At 52.2% G+C, this 18,453-nt stretch carries 15 protein-coding genes; 2 read left to right on the top strand and 13 right to left on the bottom strand.

Features of this window, described 5'->3' with window-relative positions:
- Both VKV29_RS08495 and VKV29_RS08490 read left to right on the top strand, forming a co-directional pair.
- Positions 1-883: nucleoside recognition domain-containing protein (locus tag VKV29_RS08495; RefSeq protein WP_324200877.1), on the top strand; the 883-nt coding region annotated here is incomplete at its 5' end.
- Positions 884-1,141 (top strand): hypothetical protein, encoded by a 258-nt coding sequence (locus tag VKV29_RS08490; protein ID WP_324200876.1) that lies wholly within the window; start codon positions 884-886, stop codon positions 1,139-1,141.
- 8 nt (positions 1,142-1,149) lie between these two features.
- Here the strand turns inward: VKV29_RS08490 and VKV29_RS08485 are convergent, their stop codons facing one another.
- The 13 genes from VKV29_RS08485 to VKV29_RS08425 all read right to left on the bottom strand — a co-directional run bounded on the left by VKV29_RS08485 (position 1,150) and on the right by VKV29_RS08425 (position 18,418).
- A complete protein-coding gene (locus VKV29_RS08485) occupies positions 1,150-2,295 on the bottom strand; it encodes a DUF1573 domain-containing protein (RefSeq protein WP_324200875.1) in 1,146 nt (381 codons plus the stop codon).
- Entirely contained in the window at positions 2,296-3,819 is a 1,524-nt protein-coding gene (locus VKV29_RS08480) for a redoxin domain-containing protein (protein ID WP_324200874.1), read from the bottom strand. It lies immediately after the preceding gene.
- A 15-nt stretch (positions 3,820-3,834) separates the two neighbouring features.
- Entirely contained in the window at positions 3,835-4,947 is a 1,113-nt protein-coding gene (gene pqqE, locus VKV29_RS08475; protein WP_324200873.1) for a pyrroloquinoline quinone biosynthesis protein PqqE, read from the bottom strand.
- Positions 4,926-5,249, bottom strand: coding sequence for a pyrroloquinoline quinone biosynthesis peptide chaperone PqqD (gene pqqD, locus VKV29_RS08470; RefSeq protein ID WP_324200872.1), 324 nt, complete (start codon positions 5,247-5,249; stop codon positions 4,926-4,928). Before pqqD ends, pqqE begins: the two co-directional genes overlap by 22 nt.
- The gene (gene pqqC, locus VKV29_RS08465; protein ID WP_343217355.1) at positions 5,236-5,970 is read right to left on the bottom strand and encodes a pyrroloquinoline-quinone synthase PqqC; all 735 of its coding nucleotides are present in this window, start codon (positions 5,968-5,970) and stop codon (positions 5,236-5,238) included. The genes pqqD and pqqC overlap by 14 nt, the downstream gene beginning before the upstream one ends.
- Before the next feature lie 20 nt (positions 5,971-5,990).
- The gene (gene pqqB / locus VKV29_RS08460) at positions 5,991-6,905 is read right to left on the bottom strand and encodes a pyrroloquinoline quinone biosynthesis protein PqqB (protein WP_324200870.1); all 915 of its coding nucleotides are present in this window, start codon (positions 6,903-6,905) and stop codon (positions 5,991-5,993) included.
- 205 nt (positions 6,906-7,110) lie between these two features.
- Entirely contained in the window at positions 7,111-10,443 is a 3,333-nt protein-coding gene (locus tag VKV29_RS08455) for a DUF7594 domain-containing protein (protein WP_324200869.1), read from the bottom strand.
- 184 nt (positions 10,444-10,627) lie between these two features.
- Positions 10,628-11,152 (bottom strand): TlpA disulfide reductase family protein, encoded by a 525-nt coding sequence (locus VKV29_RS08450; protein WP_324200868.1) that lies wholly within the window; start codon positions 11,150-11,152, stop codon positions 10,628-10,630.
- A gap of 12 nt (positions 11,153-11,164) precedes the next feature.
- Positions 11,165-14,455, bottom strand: a complete 3,291-nt coding sequence (gene secA / locus VKV29_RS08445) for a preprotein translocase subunit SecA (protein WP_343217354.1) — start codon at positions 14,453-14,455, stop codon at positions 11,165-11,167.
- A 178-nt stretch (positions 14,456-14,633) separates the two neighbouring features.
- Positions 14,634-15,851 (bottom strand): SAM-dependent methyltransferase, encoded by a 1,218-nt coding sequence (locus tag VKV29_RS08440; RefSeq protein WP_324200866.1) that lies wholly within the window; start codon positions 15,849-15,851, stop codon positions 14,634-14,636.
- The gene (locus VKV29_RS08435; protein ID WP_324200865.1) at positions 15,841-16,677 is read right to left on the bottom strand and encodes a PPK2 family polyphosphate kinase; all 837 of its coding nucleotides are present in this window, start codon (positions 16,675-16,677) and stop codon (positions 15,841-15,843) included. The genes VKV29_RS08440 and VKV29_RS08435 overlap by 11 nt, the downstream gene beginning before the upstream one ends.
- Positions 16,674-17,495 (bottom strand): Cof-type HAD-IIB family hydrolase, encoded by an 822-nt coding sequence (locus VKV29_RS08430; RefSeq protein ID WP_324200864.1) that lies wholly within the window; start codon positions 17,493-17,495, stop codon positions 16,674-16,676. The genes VKV29_RS08435 and VKV29_RS08430 overlap by 4 nt, the downstream gene beginning before the upstream one ends.
- Positions 17,492-18,418 (bottom strand): hypothetical protein, encoded by a 927-nt coding sequence (locus VKV29_RS08425; RefSeq protein WP_324200863.1) that lies wholly within the window; start codon positions 18,416-18,418, stop codon positions 17,492-17,494. Before VKV29_RS08425 ends, VKV29_RS08430 begins: the two co-directional genes overlap by 4 nt.
- Between the last annotated feature and the right edge of the window lie 35 nt (positions 18,419-18,453).

The raw sequence follows: 18,453 nt of genomic DNA, 5'->3' as shown, positions 1-18,453 counted from the left end.
GATTCTGGCTACACGCACCATTGGAGATAGAAAGGCGCGCCTGATCACGATCCTGGTGGCGCCTCTAATGTCCTGTTCGGCGCGCTTGCCTGTCTACCTCTTGATGACAAGCGCTTTCATCCCCAATCGGCGGGTGTTCGGAATCGGGTCGGTCACGCTTTTAACCCTACCTGCAGCCACATTTATCTCGCTCTACTTTTTGGGGATGGCGGCAGCTTTCGGCATGGCCTGGCTGTTTCATAAAACCCTCTTAAAGGGAGTATCACCCACATTCCTCATGGAGTTGCCGCCCTATAGGCTGCCGAGTGTGAAAGCGGCTGCCATTCAAATGGTGGAACGCGCCGGACTGTTTGTGCGTAGGGCCGGCACGGTAATACTCTCGGTAGCCATCGTCGTTTGGTTCCTCTCAAGCTATCCTAAGTACCCGCGCCTCACACCGGATCAGGCGCTCCAGAAAAGCTATCTAGGGCAGCTTGGCCGCCTGATCGAGCCGACAATACGTCCTCTAGGTTTCAACTGGAAAATGGGGGCGGGCATCGTCTCTTCGTTTATTGCCCGTGAGGTGTTTGTTTCGACAATGGGCACCATCTACAATGTGGCCGATACGGATTCCAGTGCAGGGCAGGCCGACCTCGGTAGGCGGATGCAGGCCGACGTTGACCCTACGACGGGCAAACACGTGTTTACGCCCTTGGTGGCAGTGTGCTTGATGATCTACTACGTTCTCGCGATGCAATGCATGTCTACGGTAGCCGTTGTAAGGAAAGAGACTAACGGCTGGAAATGGCCTCTCTTCCAGATCGCCTACATGACAGCACTGGCATGGATAGTTACTTTTTCTGTGTACCATGTGGGACTGTTGTTCGGTTGGGGGGTACGTTAAATGAATTGGCAGCAGATTTTGACGTTTGGAATCGTTGGTGCGGCAGCGCTCTATCTGGCTAGCTATATTTGGCGTATGGTGCGGGCGTTTTGGAAAGAGGGAAGCGTTTGCAGAGTGTGCGAGGGATGTGCACTCGCCAAATTAAAGTTGGCCGCCGATAAAAAGCAGAAGCAGGCAGGGCTGAACCATCCTGATGGGGTTATACCCATCTCTACTATACGCACACACTCGCGTTCGGTGAAGAGAGAGGATGGATGAGGCTTGGACTAGTTACGGCGTCTCGGCGTTACGTTGACATAGACGGGTATATCCATCTGCTCGCGATCGGTGGCATATACGAAAACATAGAGGGTAAGCGCTCCGGCAGGCGCCTTAGAGGTCAGTTGAACCTGTAAAGTACGTGTTGATGGCAGAGGAGATGAGGCTGCCGATGTCGGAAGAGGCACGAGCCAGGCCTTAAGGTAGGGGGCGGAGGTGCGAATGGTAAGCCCTTGCCATAAGTCGGGACGAGTCGTTTTGAGGATGGTCTGATCGTAAGCTGTAAGTCCCTGAAAGACGGAGCCTAGCACGATAACACGGGGTTCGCATTGAAAAGAGCCTATGACGTTGGCTTTGAGAGTGACCGTGTTGCATGCGAGGGTATTGGACAGGGATGGTATCGCCCCGTAGAGAATGGCCTGAAGCGGTCCTAGTGGTGCGTAGGGTTCTAGAGTCACTTGGTAAGACGTCTCCATAGCGGTATGGTCATGCCACTTGATCGGATGGGGATTGGAAATTAGGGCGGTTTTGATAAAGGATAAGCTTGGTTGCCGATCTGAGGGTGTAGGTGATGAAGACAACTTCGTGCGAAGCAGCAGCGGTTGGCGCGATCTTTTCAACAACCTATCGTCTATGCGAATCTTAAGCACTTGGGTGTGGGAACACCCAAAAGCGACGGTGCCGAAATCCACAACCGGTGGATCGAATTCGGCGAGCGGCAGTACCTTGCCTTTCATCTCCAAGGTAACCGTCGGAGCTAGATCGTCTTCAATAAACACATAGATGTATTTGATAAAGTCTCCTGGATTGAGATGGTCTACTTGGATGTTGGCGCTGAGAATGACAGTTTGGTTTGGAGCGATAGTTGCCTTCCCTTTAGACTCTGAGGTTGGGGAGAGGAGGGTGGATGTGCAGCCACAAGAAGGTTGAATCTGTTCGATAGTAATGGGAACCGTCGCATTATTGTGCAGGCGGAAGGTGCATCTCAGCGTTTTGATCTGGAGTGGGTCTACAGCTCCAAAGTCATGGGTTGAGACATTAGAGGGGGGATGGTTTGGAGATAGCACCACGAGGCCAGATGGTAGTGGAAGTGCGGTGAGGGGCAATGCTATGAGCAGAGCAGCCAGCAGGAGAGAGGTTCGTAGGAGACGCATTTAGTGTGCCTCCTTGGTTAATTGCTGAACGGCTTGGAGCGCATTTAGTGCGATCGTTGTCCCCGTGGCTTTTCGAGGAGCATCCGTGTCGTGATCGTTTGTGTAGACGATCTGCTGTTCCTTGTTTAGGATAAAAACACGTGGGCATACCAGTGCCTTGTAACGTAGGGCGACCCGCATAGCTGGATCGGGCAGGATGAGGGTATGTTTGGTATCGAGTTGTGTTTCCTGCAAGAATGTCCTTGCGTCGTTTGACGAGCCGGCGAAGACGATGAGGGTAAGGCAAGATGGTGGAAAGTGATCGCTTTGCTGAACTGCTGCCCAAGCGCGGGCGCATTCGTGGCACCACTGACAGCCGCAAAAGAAGAAGAGCACTAGAGGGTTGTGACGATAGTCATACAGCGAATGCAAATGGCCTTGTATATCCGTAAGTTGGAAGTTTGGAGCTAAGGCCGCTTGCGAACTGTTAGCCACAGGGGTCAACAAAAAGACGTGGGTTTCCCCGCCAAAGCGCCCGATTCCCACGATCTGCCCCCGATCGTTGATACGAAAGGCGCGCTGAAGTATCCAGCCAGAGTTTGAGGGGATGAAGCTGTTTAGGTCTTCCATGTGCCCATTTTCCCAAAGAAAAGCGTGTTGATGTTGGTAGCGGTCGGCAGAAGAGCCTACGATCTGTCCTTGTGCATTAATGCCCCATGCTGTTGAGGGGGAGTCGCCTAGGGTACCGAGGTCAACGATTTTATGATTTTTCCAAAGGCAGGCGTGGATATCCCCATCTGCTGTAGAAGCCCAACCGACAACTACCCCCGCATTGTTGATGGCGTGGGCATGGCTAAAGGCGCCACCCGGAAGGAGGCCAAGATCACTCATTGTTCCTTGCGCATACAAGAAGGCTCTGCTAGAGGCTTTTGGAGCGTTGTTGGATATCCCTACAACGGCATTATGGTCGTTTATTCCCTCGGCGATGCTAAAATCCCCGTTGGGCAGGGTGCCTAGGTCTCGCATTTTGCCGTTATGGTAAAAAAAGGCGTGTGTGAAGCCGGAGGCAAGTTGGCTAAACCCCACAATGTCTCCATGTGCGTTGATGTCTAAGGCGGCACCGAAGGAGCCTCCCAGCCCACCTAAATCGTGTACGGATTCTCCGTCCCATAGAAAGGGACGCATAAAACGGATGTCCTGCGTTGAACGGGCGATGCCCACGACTTGCAGTCTGTCGTTGATGGCTGCTGCATAGGTATCGGGATAGTTTGGCAGCCCGCCCAATATTCTAAGCTGCCCTTTATGCCAAAGCCAAGCTGTGGGGTGCTCGTTAAGTTGGTTAGGATGCCAGCCTGTTACCGCACCCTCTTGATTGAGTGCTGGACCGATGTTGTCTGTTGCAGTTGAGATAAGTCCGAGATCGGTCACCCGGTAGCGTGGATGGCCTGAGGGGTTATGCGGAAGGGTTTCAGTTCCCTCCTGTGGCTCTTGAAAAGCCAACAGGAGAGGAAGAAAGAGAATAAGTAGCACTTTTGAACGCAACATAGGCTCCTCTCTAGACTAGGGGTAGACGCGATAACTCATTTTATCCTTCATTTCTTCCATCGGCGATAGCGGGGGAGTTGAGACTTGCAACTGCTGTTCAAGAAGCGGATGATGGGGAGAAAGTTCGCAGACGGGATCGGTTACCGAAGGATCGCCTGTTAGCAGGGCTGCTTGACAGCGACAACCACCGAAGTCTATTTCTTTGTAGGGGCAGCTACAGCACGGCTCTTGCATCCATTCAGTGCCTCGGAAGCAGTTGAATGCCTCGGAGTGTTCCCATATCCATTGGAGGGAATGCGCTCGCACATTATCAAAGGTTAGATTAGGTATTTCATAGGCGGTAGGGCATGGGAGGACATCGCCAATGGGATTTACGCAGATATAACGCCGTCCCCAGCCGTTCATACAGGGTTTTGGACGTGGGCTATAGTAGTCAGAAAGAACGTAGAGTATCTCGATGCGGTTTTGGTAGGTTTTTCGTGCTTCTGCCACCACTTGAGCGGCAACCTCGATCTGTTGAAAGGACGGCAACAGAGCTTTCCTATTTTTGAAAGCCCAGCCGTAGTATTGGGTATTCGCCAGCTCTAAGCGTTTGGCCTGGAGGCTAACCGCAAATTCGATGATTTGGGGGATGCGATGGATGTTAAAACGGTGAAGCACCACATTCAGGGTTAGGGGAAGGTCTATTTCTTGAACGGCTCGAACGGCCAGGAGTTTTAAACGGAAGGCATTGGTGCCGGCGATGCTGTTGGCGAGAACCGGATCGTCGGCCTGAAAGCTAATTTGAACGTTATCAAGCCCGGCCAATTTAAGTCGCTTTGCACTGGAAGGAGTCAGGCCTACTCCACTGGTGATGAGATTGGTGTAGAGACCGGCATCATGGGCTGCCGCAATCAGCGTGCCGATGTCTTTGCGCTGTAGAGGTTCCCCTCCAGAGAGGAGGGCGTGCAGAACACCCAGATCGGCTGCCTGTTGGAAGACACGTATCCACTCGTCTGTGTCTAGCTCCGGTTGTGCGGTAGGATAGCGTACCGGATTAGAGCAGTAAGGGCAGTGGAGCGGACACCGGTAGGTGAGTTCGGCTAGAAGGCCAAAGGGACGGGGGATCATGGTCGCTTTTGATCGCATGATGGTGGTTCGCCGTCGAAGCGAATAAGGTTTCGCTGATAAAGGCGATGAAGATAGGTCTGTACATCCGCGAGAAGGTTATCGGCCGATACGGAGTACTGTTCACCGAGTTGTGAGCAGATCGTGGCGAGGTCAGTATGGCCATCGCAGAGCCTGAGAATGGCCGCCCCGGTGTCGTTTAAAAGAAGCACGCCTTCCGGGTAGACGAGAGCCATCTTCCCCGTTACCCGATCTTGTTGGAGGCGGGCATAAGGGGCAAGTTTAGGAATGACATTCGGTGGTAATGAGTTACAGGGTATCACTTCGTTTTTCCTCTCCTTGCGATTTCATTGCACCACCGTACGCGAGTTGAATGGCGTCTAACATGGCCCACAAAAGGTCACATTTAAAGGCGAGGGCCTCAACGGCTTTTTTCTGCAGTTCATGAGTGTTGCAGTGGGTAAGCGTTAGCTCGAGGCCTTCACGTGAATCGCGCCGAGCTTGCGTGAGCCGCGCTCGGAAATACTCTAGTCCATCAGGGGCGATCCAGGTATAGTGTTTCTCAAAGGCTACGAGTCGCTCTTGCATGAGGTCGGGGGCGAAAAGCTCCGTGAGGGAGGAGGCCACCGCAATTGGCCAGGGCTGGGTGCGACAGAAGTTGACGTAGGCATCTACGGCAAATCGCACTCCTGGCAGGAGGTAGCGATGGCTCCAGAGATCATCCCGCGATAGACCGGCAGCTTCTCCCAATCGAAGCCATGCTTCAATGCCACCTTCCCCTTCGGTTTGACCATCATGGTCCAAAATACGATGAATCCAGATGCGACGGATTTCTGGCCTTGGACAATTGGAGAGAATGGCAGCATCTTTGATCGGGATATTCTGCTGATAGTAGAAGCGGTTGGCTATCCAGCCACGAATCTGACTTGGAGAGAGTTGGCCGGCGTTCATAGCCATATGGAAAGGATGGAGATGGTGGTAACGGCCCTTACCGATCTCGCGTAAGCGCTGTAGAAAAGTGTCTCTGTTCCAAATTTCTGTCATCATATTTTGTTCCTTCGTCTTCAGAGAATGAACTCCATGCCATCTTCTCCAACCAGACATCCGGCCGATTCCACAAGTTGGCGTTGCTTGGATCTGGGGATAAGAATGGGATTTGTGTTATTGATGTGCACGTAGACCTTATAACGCGTTTGAAGCTCCATGAGACGGGAAAGGCTACCCCTAGGGCCGGAAATGGGAAGATGGCCGATTTGGGTTGCAGTTCGGGTACTAAAGCCTAAGGCGATCATCTCTTGTTCGTCCCAGAAGGTTCCATCTACAAGGAGGAGGTCGCAATGGGCACATTCTGCCGTTAACGAGCCCGGCCAGTACGGGAGGTCGGGGAGATAGAGAAGGCGTCCACCGGTTTGAACATCGGTTAGAGAGAGGCCTACAGTGTGCCCTACTGAAACCTTGCTTACTTTATGCCAATAGCGAGGGGGATTTCCAGGTAGGTGGATGGCCTGGATCAGAAGACCGGATGGCGACTTGTTGACCAATGAAAGCGGTTGAGGGGTATGAGGAAGGAGACGCCATAAGAGCTGGGTGTAGGGACTAAGAATGCGTTCAAGGCCAAGGCCTTCGGTTAGTGTCTGGCGCGTGGTTGGGGTGGTATAGAGAACCATCGGAGAGTGTTCTCGCAGTAGGAAGAGACCAAGGGTGTGGTCGAGATCGGCGTTCGTGATCAAAACCCCTTGAATGGGGGTATGCCTCGCCGGATGGGGGTGAAGCTTAGGAAAGGCTTCGATCTGGCGTGTGATGTCTGGCGAAGCATTCAAGAGAAACCAGTTCTCTCCATCAGCGCTCACAGCCACCGAAGATTGTGTGCGTGGCTTGGCGGTGTTTGGCTCGGAACGTGTCTTAGAGCAGTAAGGGCAGGCACAATTCCATTGCGGGAAGCCGCCGCCAGCAGCGGTTCCTAACAGTCGTACATGCATAGTTTTGCTACAAGGTGAGAATGATTTAGGGGGAAGCGATAGTTGCCTATAAGTTCTATCGCTTCCTTATCTATGACAACACGCTAGTCCTCTTCACATAGTACGTAGGCAGAGCACTCCGCGTTGACGCTGATCTCCTCGAAATCCGGTGTCGTCCACTCTTGCATCTCTCATTCACCTCCTTAAGGAACTATGGATTCGGCATTTATGGCACGGTATATGTCCATGTAAGTATCTCTTGAGTGGCAGTAAGCCCACCCGTTCCTCCGGTAAAGCCCACATAGCCAATGGGGCTTCCGATGGTGTTAGGTATATCTATTTGATAGGACTGTGTGGCAGTGGCAGAGGTTTGGGTATCGCGTATGGTGACTTGGAGCGTGATGCCATCGTAAACCATATCTACGGCAAAGATATGGCCGCTATGGAGATCGATGCCGGTATTGGTGAGGTCAATAGCAGGTACGGTAGGAGGTGCTCCATTCGTATAAAGGCCTGTAGAGTCGGTACCTTCTCCGCTATTATTGTAGAGATCGAACTTTATAGCCACGCTGTTGTTAATGCCTTCATAGCCCAGAGATCCACCGGCAAGACCTATAGCCGTCGGCCCATCGCTTTGAATGGTGAAGGTGAAACCGTCGGCTTGGGCGTTCTGAATTTGGAAAGTGAAGTGATTATGAAACTTCCGTACGTCCACCAGATATTTAAAGAAAGCGCTGCTCGCTTCAAAGTAGGTTGCGCTGTTGGTGAGTTGCAGACGGGTGTCATCAAAGGTGGCGCCACCATTCAGAACGATGTTGCCTGCGCTGCTAAAGCCGGTGGGATAGTCCGGAAGTATTTTGGGAAGCGGGCTTGCGCTCGCCTCATTTGAGAGCGCGCTTTGACCAAAACTGTTGACGGCGGCAACTCGATAGTAGTAGGTTATATTTGCCTGTACATTTGTATCGGAGAAAGTGGTGGAGGTGAGGCCGGTTTGGTAGAGAGTTTCGGCACCTGAGGCGGTAGCGCGATAGATGCTGTAGCTAGAGGCTCCCCCGATGGAGTCCCATTGGAGGCTGACCTTCAGGATGTCGGCATTGGCTGCCAACTCGGTAGGTGCCGCGGGAGGGCCTCCTGGGCTACAGACGGTAAGGAACGGCGGGTTGACCCCAGCCTCGCGGGAGTAGAAATTCGCCATGACATCTGTTAGACCGCGATAGGGGGTGAGAGCTACGGAAAACTGTTTAATGTTGGCAGCCACCTGTTTTAAGAAGTAGGGGCTAACATCCCAGTGACAGTATTGGTCTTTCGGCCAGATTCGCGCATTGGCAAAAGGATAGAGAAGCGACGGCATATTATTCCAGGTTATTGTTCGCTCACCCCATGTGTTGCTCGAGAGGACTCGTGCGGTTACAAGAGTTGCCTTACCGTTTTGGCTGGAACCAAAGAGAGTAAGTAAGGCGCCGCTCAGAGGTGTGGATAGACCAGAGAGATCGAATTTGAGGAAAGTATAGCAGGTATCGTTTGGAGAGTCGTTGCTAACTTTCAAATTTTGAGCTGCGCCAAAATTCTGATTTGCGTAGATGCCTGCACACGTATAGGCATCGGCGATAGGAGAGAGTGTTTTGGTACCGCCATGGCCTAGCTGCGGGCTGGCAGCCACTTCGTTGGAAGGAGGGCTTTCGCCACCGTTATTCTGTGCAGTGACACGATAGTAGTAGACTATACCGTCTTGAAGCCCGATATCGGTGAAATAGTTTTGAGTGACATTTTGCTTGTAGAGTGTTTCCTGCCCTGGTGCCGTGCCTCGATAAATATTATAGCTATCTGCATTGGAGACGGGGGTCCAAGAGAGGGCGAGTTGTTGATCGCCCACAGAAGCAGTTAGGGAGGAGGGGGCGGTAGGACGAACGGAGTCGAGAAGGCCATAGACAACAAGTTGTCCTGCTCCAATGGGATCGTTCGGTGCACCGAAGCTGGCCATATAGACTTTGCCGTTAGCGATGGTAGGACAACAGAACTTAGCAAATTTGCCGATATCATCGCGATTGGCGTTCATTCTGCTGTTCCATAGCTCTTTAAGACGGGGGATACCTTGGTTATCCACCGAAATGCTGTTGGCATCGAAAGCTTGAAGGATGCCAGGCACCACGGCATTATTGGCGTTACCTTGATAAGGGTGAGATGCCCAAATGATCGCTGTACCCGGTTTTTGCCCGTTTGCCGAGATAGAGAGCATGGCTCCGGGCATACCATCTGGCACGCGGTTAGGGCTATAGGCGATAGGGGTTGCATTGAAGTATGTGCCTTTGAAGGCAAAGACTTTCAAGTAGTCCTCTTCTGACCAGACATAGATGCACGGGCCGTTCACCGGGCTATTGTAGTAGACGGGTGAGCCGTGTATGTGCCCATTGCCGGCCTGAAAACTCTGCACGATTTGGGTATCCCCGCTTGGGTTGAAGTGACCGAGGTTATGGATATTTAGGAGGTAGAAGACGCCCTGTTTTCCTCCGCCGAGAATGTAAGGGGTGCCGGGGATAACGAGTACACCGGAAGAGCCGAGATCGAGATCGGCGGCGTTAAGACTATCTACATTGTAGGGAGTAAACCAGTCGAGTACTTTGAGGCCACCCTGATTTGGGATGGCAGGACTAAGCTTAATGAAGCTGCAGCCTAGGTCGGGGCCACCCGTGTTGGCATCGAAGGTGCCGTTGCCCGTCATGATATAGATATTGCCATCCTGACCAACAGTAGGTCCCTGACCGGATTGCCATATACCTCCTTCTGTACCGTTTAGCGTATCGCAGTAGGTAGCGATTTGATGCAGATTCGATGCATCGTAAGCGACGATCCAGCCGTGGTAGGGGCCGCAATCGTTGTGAGACGCCCATGAAATGTAGACGGCACCACGATAGAGGAGGAGGGCCGGACGTTGGTTTTGAATCTTTGGATCGAAGGTTAGGTTGCCATAGGAAGCCTTGATTTCGACGGGCCCGTTCAGGCGTTCTTGACCGGTGGTAATGTCAAGAGCGTGCAGCCATTGGTGATAGGTGCCATCCGGGTTTTTGTTGCGGCTAACTAGGTACATGAGATTGGTATTCGGATTGATGACGGGTGTGCTGAGGATGCCAACGCGGACGGAGATATCGGTACAACAGCACTGTACATCGGAAGCGGGGACGGGTGGGCCAAAATTGTCTTGCCAAAGCGATGCCGATTGGTTGGGGTCGTCTGCATCGAAGGCATAGACGCTATTATTCATCGTTGCAACGAAAACGACGTTGTGGATGCCTTTTCCTGGGATGAGCAGATGGGGTACATAGAGGGGTTGGGCATATATTTCTGCATCCACATGACGCGTGAAGAGCTTACCAAATTTGTGGACGTTTACGTTTGAGGTATTGAGAATGGTCTCGTTTAGATTTGTGCCAGAACGATAGATATCGTTGTGTTGAGTAAGTACAGATACCTGGGCGGACGCGGGAAGGGCAAAGACTAGACTGATGACGAGGCCGATGACGGCGGTACAGCATGAGCAGACGCGATCACGAAGTTGGCGCATAGTATCTTCTCCTTTGAATACACATCGGCAGAGTGGGAGGACTAGTGAAAAGCGAACATAGCCACCCCTATGATAGCGGCATATTTATAACACAAGAACACAGGAACTCGCTTAAAAGTTCCTGTGTTCTGCAAGAGGGATAGAAGATAATCTACGCCCCAGACCTAGGGCGGCGCTTGGAGCCTCAGCCAGGTTTTATGGAGGGGGCATCATCTTCTGGAAGGACAATGGGCGTGTAGGGCTTATTTGTCGCTTCGGCGGCGCGTTTTGCAAGCTCATTAAAACCGGCCTGGTTGAAATGGCCGGGAATTGCATAAAGGATGGTTTCTTCGGGGCCTAAAAGATAGAGGTTTGGCACTCCGATAAGGTTATACCACTCGGCAACATCGAGGTTGCTGTCGAGGACGATTGGAAAAGTGAGATCGCCATGCTCCTTAGCAAAGGCTTCGGTGGCCGGCGCATCGTCTTGGGAAACACCGAGGACGGTGAATTTCCCATCGGAGCCTTCGGCGTACTGGCGATGCAGTCGCTGAATGAAAGGGGCCGAGTATTTGCAGGTGCCGCAACCAACTTTAAAGATAAAGAGGAGCAGAAGCCCTTGCTTTCTTAGCTCTGCGGTGGAGTAGAGTCGTCCGTGGGCATCTGGCAGCTCGAAATCTATGATCTTATCACCGGTCTGTAGTGGTTGGGGCATTGCTTCTGCACTCATCTTGTTTACCTCCTAGGCGTTTTTACCGTGGCATTTTTTGTATTTTAGGCCGCTTCCGCACCAGCAAGGATCGTTACGCCCACCTTTCCAGCCCGGTGGCGGAGTGTCTTTCGTGGCGAGGAGATTACCATTTCGGGCTGTCGCGTTTTCTGCGATGTTGGTGATGCCGCTATATTTAGGCTTCGGAAGCTCTTCCGGCAGCGGGATAATGGGGACGACGGGGGCGAAAGTAGGCTGTTGTGGCTCGACGACCACTTGGATACGGAGGATGTTGCGCACGATGTCGTCTTGAATAGCCTGCTGCATGCGCTCGAACTCCTCAAAGGCCTCTTTCTGATAGATGAGGAGGGGATCGATCTGTTCATAGCCGCGAAGGCCGATGCCTTCACGGAGATAGTCCATATTTGCAAGGTGCTCCATCCAACGATCGTTGATGGCTCGCAGCGCAAGGAAGCGTTCCAGTTGGCGCATGGCATTCGGGTCGCCCTGAAGTTCGGCCAACTCCTTTTCTCGTGCCTCGTACACACCCACGACGTGGTTGTAGATCATCTCGATCATCTCTTCCTGGCGTTTACCGCGAAGCTGTTCTTCGGTGATTTCGGGATAGAGCATGAAATATTCGTTCAGCTCGTTATAGAGGGTTTCGATATCCCACTCTTCCGCAGGGGCTTCTGGTGAGCAGTAGGCATATACGGCATCCTCAATATTTGTGCGGATGTAGTGGAGAATGGTCTCTTTGAGATCGACCCCTTCAAGGATGCGGCGTCGCTCTTTGTAGATTACGTCGCGCTGCCGGTTCATGACATCGTCATAGTTCAGCGTGTTCTTGCGAATCTCGAAATAGTGCTCCTCGACCTTCTTTTGCGTACGCTCGATGAGCTTCGAGAAGACTTTTGCATCCATTGGGAGATGCTCTTCCCACCCGCGGAGGAGCGGTGAATTAAAACGGTCACCGAAGAGACGCCAAAGTTCATCTTCGAGGGAGACATAGAAGCGGCTTTCGCCAGGGTCTCCTTGGCGTCCGGCACGGCCTCGCAACTGGTTATCTATTCGCCGGCTTTCATGGCGTTCGGTGCCAAGTATGAACAGGCCACCAAGCGCGCGTACTTCATCGGCGGCGCGTTTGTGTTCTTCGTCGGTAAGAGCACCCGTGGTTACCGCTTCAAGGACGGCCGGATTTCCGTATCGGCGATAGCTCTGCTCCTCTTCGGCGGTTTCGGAGGTCTCCTTTGACTGTTCTGTCTCGGCGATCTTTTCTGCCTGTGTCAGCGAGCGGAGGCTGCCATCTACTGTGGGGAGAGCTTGATGGATGTGCTTGCCGCCAAGCAAGATGTCAACCCCTCGCCCTGCCATATTGGTTGCGATGGTGACGGCGCCTTTGCGTCCTGCCTCTGCAATGATGAGAGCCTCTTTTTCGTGGTATTTGGCGTTGAGAATGTTGTGGCCGATGCCATGCGTTAGAGCCTCTTCTAGGCGTTCAAGACCTGAATCCTCGATTTGAAAGAGTCGAGCGATGGTGTTCATGTTCTCTGGGGAGAGAGGGTCTTCGTTAATACCCAACTCTTTCAGAAGAGGCTTGAGGCGCCCCATGGAAAGCTGCGGTAGGGGAGTGTTCAGCAAGACGACATAGTTACGTTTTTTCTCGGCGTCTATTGTCTTGTTCTTTTCAAGTGCTTCACGGGCTACCTCGATCATGCACAGAAGGGAGAGATTGGATGGGCTTATGCGCTGACTGACACGCTCGCTCATCTCGATGGAGCGTGTGCCGACGAGGATAGGTTGTTGTTTGCAGTAGACCCGCAGAATCTCCGCGGTGATGCCACGCAGCTTATGTTCCTCGGTTTTGTAGATAACGTCGGGGTGGTCTATGCGGATCATGGGACGGTTCGTGGGGACCACGACCACATCGAGACCGTAGACCTTGCGGAACTCCTCTTCCTCCGTTTTGGCTGTGCCCGTCATTCCGGCGAGTTTGGAGTAGAGGCGGAAGTAGTTTTGGAAGGTGATAGTGGCCAAGGTCTGGCTTTCGCTTTTTACTTTCACGCCCTCTTTGGCCTCGATGGCCTGATGTAGCCCGTCGGAATAGCGCCGTCCGAACATTAAGCGGCCCGTGTTTTCGTCCACGATAATGATTTCGGGGCCGTCTTCTTCGTTAATGGTTTTCACCACATAGTCAATATCTTTTCTAAAGACGCCATGGGCTTTCAGCGCCGCCTGGAGATAGTGCATAATCTCGGGATGTTCGGAGAGATTTTTAATTCCAAGCTCACGCTCCACAAAGGCGACTCCGGCGTCGGTAAGGGTTGCCGTTTTTTGCTTTTCGTCTACCACATAATGGATATTGGGGTTATGCTTATCGGCATTAGGGTTATCTTTATCCCGTTTTGGGTCATCAATGCCGCGGCGCATTTTGCGCACAATGCTATCTATCTTGTAATACATTTCGGTAGGTTGCTGAACCATGCCCGAAATGATAAGCGGGGTGCGTGCCTCATCAATCAGGATGGAGTCTACTTCATCCACGATAGCATAGTGGAGTTCGCGTTGACGCAGTTCTTCCTTACTAAAGGCCATATTATCGCGCAGATAGTCAAAACCGAACTCATTATTGGTTCCATAGGTGATGTCGCAAAGGTAGGCTTCTGCGCGGGTTATGGGCCGGCAGTACTTGTAGCGGGGGTCGGGGTCATCGTAATCGGGGTCGTAAAGAAAAGAGCCGCCTTCTTCGCCGGTTTCGGGGGATTGTCCTTGGATGATGCCGACGCTCAGGCCAAGGAGATGATAGATGGGGCCGTTCCAAACAGCATCTCGGCGAGAGAGATAGTCATTCACGGTAACAAGATGAACGCCCTTGCCGAGCAGAGCGTTCAGCGTAAGTGGAAGGGTAGCCACCAGGGTTTTTCCTTCCCCGGTTTTCATTTCCGCGATACGCCCATCGTGCAGAACCATTCCCCCGATCAGTTGGACATCAAAATGGCGCATGCCGAGGGTTCGCTTAGAGGCTTCCCGCACGATGGCGAACACATCGGGGAGTATTTTGTCGAGGATAGGATCGTAGATTTTACGATCGGCTTCGCGCATTTGCTGATCGGTAAGGTTTCGCCAGCTAGGTTCAGCGGCAGCGCGCTTTTCTCGATACTCCTCCTGAACCTGTTGACGGAACTCGTTAATTTTGGCGCGAAGCTCCTCATTTGTGTATTTCTCGTAAACAGGTTCGAGGGCATTGATCTGTTCGACGACTTTCCAATAGCGCGCAACCTCACGCTCATTATTATCTATTAATCTTTTCAGAAAACCAGGCAATGCCATTGTTTCGCTATTTCCTCATAAGGGTAGATTGGCGGGGCGGGGCACACCGCGTTGTTTCCGCGTTCGACCTTACGGTACGATGCCACGTAGTAGCAGGTTAAGAGAAATGGAGTTAACGGGCATAACACGGCACAATCAACTTTCTAGTATACCTTATACGTGATTCGGCGATCTAAGGTGCCGTCATCTCTGATGGAGGCCTATCGGGCAGGGGCAGGTTTTTTTCGATGCGGGGGATCACGTGCCAAAAATCTCGCAGCTGTTGGTAACTCTGTATGGCCTTTTTACGATTGATGTGAGGCGATCGAATCGCGCGTATGAGAAGATTTTTAGGGGTATGCTCCGTTTCAATAAACTCTAGAATCTGTACAGCATAGCCGGCAGCCTCGAGGCGGGCTGCGCGCAGTGTATCGGTTACCAGTCCGGTAAGGCGTTCCCGGATCACCCCATAACGCAGCATAGGTTGTAACTCCTCAGCGTTAAGCTGTCGGTAGAGTTCCTTTTGGCAACAGGGGGCAGCGAGGATGACCTTTGCGTTCCACCGCACCGCTTTGGCGATGGCATCATCTGTGGCGGTATCGCAGGCATGAAGGCTAACGGCGAGGTCAATGGGGGTATCTAACTCAAACGATTCTATGGAGCTGCAAACGAACGAGAGGCCTGGCCACTGCAGCTTTTCCGCAAGCTGTTGGCAAAAAGCAACCAGATCGGGTTTTTGTTCTATACCATACAGGTAGACTTCGCGCCCTAGAACCGAATGAAAATAGTGGTAGAGGGCAAAGGAAAGATAGGCCTTCCCTGCACCAAAATCCACGATATGCAGTGGCCCCTGTTTAGGAAGGTGTTCGATGATGTCATGAACGATTTCAAGAAAACGATTGATTTGGCGGAATTTGTCGTAGCGGGAGAGAACCACCTGCCCTGAGTGGGTCATGATCCCAAGTGCATGGAGAAACGGCAGATATTGACCCTCTTGCAAGATATAGTTTTTAGCTCGATTATGAGTTAGGGGGGACGGGCGACGGTTTGTCGGGCGCGTGGTGAGCCTCACATGGCCTTCCGGCAGGAGCACAACCTGCTCATCGCTTTGGGTAGTACGAATATTCAGCCGGCCGTTTGATTTGCGAAGTAGCTCGATAAGGTGCTCGACTGCCTCGAAAAGAGGCAGATTGCGGTGAGTTACCTTTTGAAAGTTATGATAGGCGAACTGAAAGTATTTTTGTTCTTTAATCCGTACCGGATGGACGAGGGCAGAGCCGTTTGGATCGGTGATGTTGATACCGTCTTGGCCTTTGAGCGTAGCCGCAACAAAGAGGGCATCCGCTTCAAGCAGATTTGTGAGGTAGGTTCGGAACTCTGAAAGGGTTAACGTTCGTGTGCTAGGAGGCATCTTGATCCTTTCGGTAAGCCTTAATTTGGGCAAGTTCCTCTTTGCCACGAGCTTCCAACTGTTTTACCCACTCTTGGCGCAGAGGGCGCAAGGTTTCCACCAACGTTTCGGCAATGGCCAAGTTGCGAAACCACTTATGGTTGGAAGGTACGACGTACCAGGGTGCGTGAGGTGCTGCGCATCGGTTAATTGCATCTTCAAAAGCATTTTGATAGTCGTCCCAAAGTTCCCGTTCCTTCCAATCGGCGACCGAGAGCTTCCAGGCTTTTGTGGGGTCTTTTTCGCGATCGCGCAGACGTTGTTCTTGCTCCTCTTTGCTGATGTGGAGAAGGAATTTGAGAATGAGCGTGTTATTTGAGGCCAGGAGCTGTTCAAAGGCGTTTATCTGCCCGTAGCGTGCACGCCATACCGTTTCCGGCACGAGCTTGTGAACACGAACGACGAGAACATCTTCGTAGTGGGAGCGATTAAAAATGACCATTGTCCCTTTTGCCGGTGTTTGTTTGTGAACTCGCCACAGGAAGTCGTGAGCTGCCTCTTCGGCAGTCGGTACTTTGAAGGAGGCGACGCGACAGCTTTGAGGGCTAACACTAGAAAAAACGTGACGGATGGTTCCGTCTTTACCGGCTGTATCTATACCTTGCAGCACGATGAGAACCGCGTGGGTACTTGCAGCATAGAGCAGTTCTTGGAGTTCGGAGAGTTCGGCCAGAAGTTGTGCCGAGCGCTTTTCTCCCTCGTCTTTATCCAGACCGGCATGATAGGAAGGGTCTATGTCGTGTAGTTGGATTTTTTTGGAGCCATCAATCGGTTTTAGGTAGCTCATGCTTTGTGTTCCTCGATTTGGAATATCTCTGTAAGGGCAACCGCCACACCGTCTTGGTCGCATGAAGGCGCGATGCGTTTTGCTACCGCTTTCACTTCCGGTTTGGCGTTGGCAACGGCGATGCCAAGCCCAGCCCATTGTAACATGGCGATATCGTTCCAGCTGTCTCCGATAGCGATCGTCTGTTCGGCGGGAATGCCAAGTCGCTCGGCCACGACGGAGAGGGCTTTTCCTTTATTTACGTTTAGTGGTAGAAACTCAAGATACTCTGCGTTGCTACGCATGACAGTAAGGCGCCCTTGGTAACGTTGTTGCATAATAGGTAACAACTCTTGAACGGTGGCAGGGTGGGTCACGATGATCAGTTTTGTAGGGGCGGTTCCTTTGAGGCGTTCGTAGAAGTCCGGAAGAATTTCAAATCGGGCCCCGGTTCGCTGTTGATACAGCTCCATCCAAGGGGTGCGTTCGGCGGAGTAGATATGATCGTCAAGATAGTAGTTCAATTGAAAGTGGTTTTCCCTTGCGAATGTTCGTATCTCGTCGGCCAGGTCAGGCGGGACGGTTTCGTTGAGCCAGGTCTCACCGGTAACAGGGTTACGGATCATGGCTCCGTTGTAGCTGATAACCGGTGTTTGAAGCCCTAGGGTGTGAACGGTTGGCAGGGTGGTTTCGTGCATTCGTCCAGAAGCGATTATTACGATGACCCCTTTTTGGGCGACGCGCTGTACCGCTCTTCGATTTGTATCGGACAGAACATGGTTTGAATTCAGAAGCGTATCGTCGAGGTCTATGGCACAGAGTCGGTAGGTTGTGTTCAATGGGCGCTCCTTTCGGATGGGTTGTGGGCGGGAAAGAGAGGTCGGAGGAGTTCGGACGGCTGCGTTTTGGAGGCGCGTAATAGGGAGGAGCGAGCGAAGCGTTCCTCATCTATGGGGCGAAGGAGCACGAAGGGATCGGATTTTTGTGGATTAAGATAACGGATGAGGTTTTGCGCATCTTCACGGACGGGGCTAGACGGATCATGGGCAATGGGATATAGCGCGTTGATAGCATGGGCTTGCTTTAGGAGCTTTAGGCCAAACATGGTGGTGAGCTGCACGGCGGGATTTGGGTGAAGTAGGCAGTTTGTAAAGATTTGCAGGGCGTGCTCTTGCGTGGTCGAGCTGATGAGAAGGGCGACAGAATCTCTTCGGACAAGGCTAATGTGTTCCAAATTCGGTTCACCGGCTTCGTCTAAAACTAGGCGGACAATGGAGAGATTTTCGCCTCCGATGGCACGCACCAGAAGCGCACGATGAAGTAGGGAGAGGGGTAACTCCGATCGCAAAAAAAGTAGGATTTGCGCATTATGATGAAAGTGGGCAAGCGGACGTGAAAGATCGGGACGCTGTTCGAGCTGTGCAAGGGCTGTGGCCAGTTTTTGAAGAAAGGGTGTTGAACCCACTGTTTTCAAAACGGCATGACGAAGCAAAGGAGCGCAGCTACTTTCACGGATAAAGGGACGGTCAATAAGTCGCATGAGATGTTGACCGCCTTCCGGATAGCCAAGTTGATGGAGAATGAGTGCTGCATAGATGGCACGGGGGCTTGGCGTTGTTGCAGATGCAGCCGCTAGAAGTAGTGGATAGGCTAGATGGTCGGCATGTTGCAAAGCTGCGGTGGCCCAAGTATGCGCATGCCAGTTCTCGCTTCCAAGCAGGCGAATAGCGGTTTTCAGTTTTCGTGGTGTTGTTGGAAACATAAGAACCATACAACCTTTGGTGTGGGTTATAACAC

Origin of the sequence: Chthonomonas sp. (genome assembly GCF_035294165.1) — a bacterium.
Lineage (GTDB): Bacteria > Armatimonadota > Chthonomonadetes > Chthonomonadales > Chthonomonadaceae > Chthonomonas.
The sequence above is the reverse complement of the archived record's forward strand: the minus strand, read 5'-3'. Positions and strand labels throughout refer to the sequence as shown.

Coding starts and splice junctions, on each gene's coding strand:
- VKV29_RS08490 (WP_324200876.1), top strand. CDS start 884: ATGAATTGGCAGCAGATTTTGACGTTTGGAATCGTTGGTGCGGCAGCG.
- VKV29_RS08485 (WP_324200875.1), bottom strand. CDS start 2,295: ATGCGTCTCCTACGAACCTCTCTCCTGCTGGCTGCTCTGCTCATAGCA.
- VKV29_RS08480 (WP_324200874.1), bottom strand. CDS start 3,819: ATGTTGCGTTCAAAAGTGCTACTTATTCTCTTTCTTCCTCTCCTGTTG.
- pqqE (WP_324200873.1), bottom strand. CDS start 4,947: ATGCGATCAAAAGCGACCATGATCCCCCGTCCCTTTGGCCTTCTAGCC.
- pqqC (WP_343217355.1), bottom strand. CDS start 5,970: ATGACAGAAATTTGGAACAGAGACACTTTTCTACAGCGCTTACGCGAG.
- pqqB (WP_324200870.1), bottom strand. CDS start 6,905: ATGCATGTACGACTGTTAGGAACCGCTGCTGGCGGCGGCTTCCCGCAA.
- VKV29_RS08455 (WP_324200869.1), bottom strand. CDS start 10,443: ATGCGCCAACTTCGTGATCGCGTCTGCTCATGCTGTACCGCCGTCATC.
- VKV29_RS08450 (WP_324200868.1), bottom strand. CDS start 11,152: ATGAGTGCAGAAGCAATGCCCCAACCACTACAGACCGGTGATAAGATC.
- VKV29_RS08440 (WP_324200866.1), bottom strand. CDS start 15,851: ATGCCTCCTAGCACACGAACGTTAACCCTTTCAGAGTTCCGAACCTAC.
- VKV29_RS08435 (WP_324200865.1), bottom strand. CDS start 16,677: ATGAGCTACCTAAAACCGATTGATGGCTCCAAAAAAATCCAACTACAC.
- VKV29_RS08425 (WP_324200863.1), bottom strand. CDS start 18,418: ATGTTTCCAACAACACCACGAAAACTGAAAACCGCTATTCGCCTGCTT.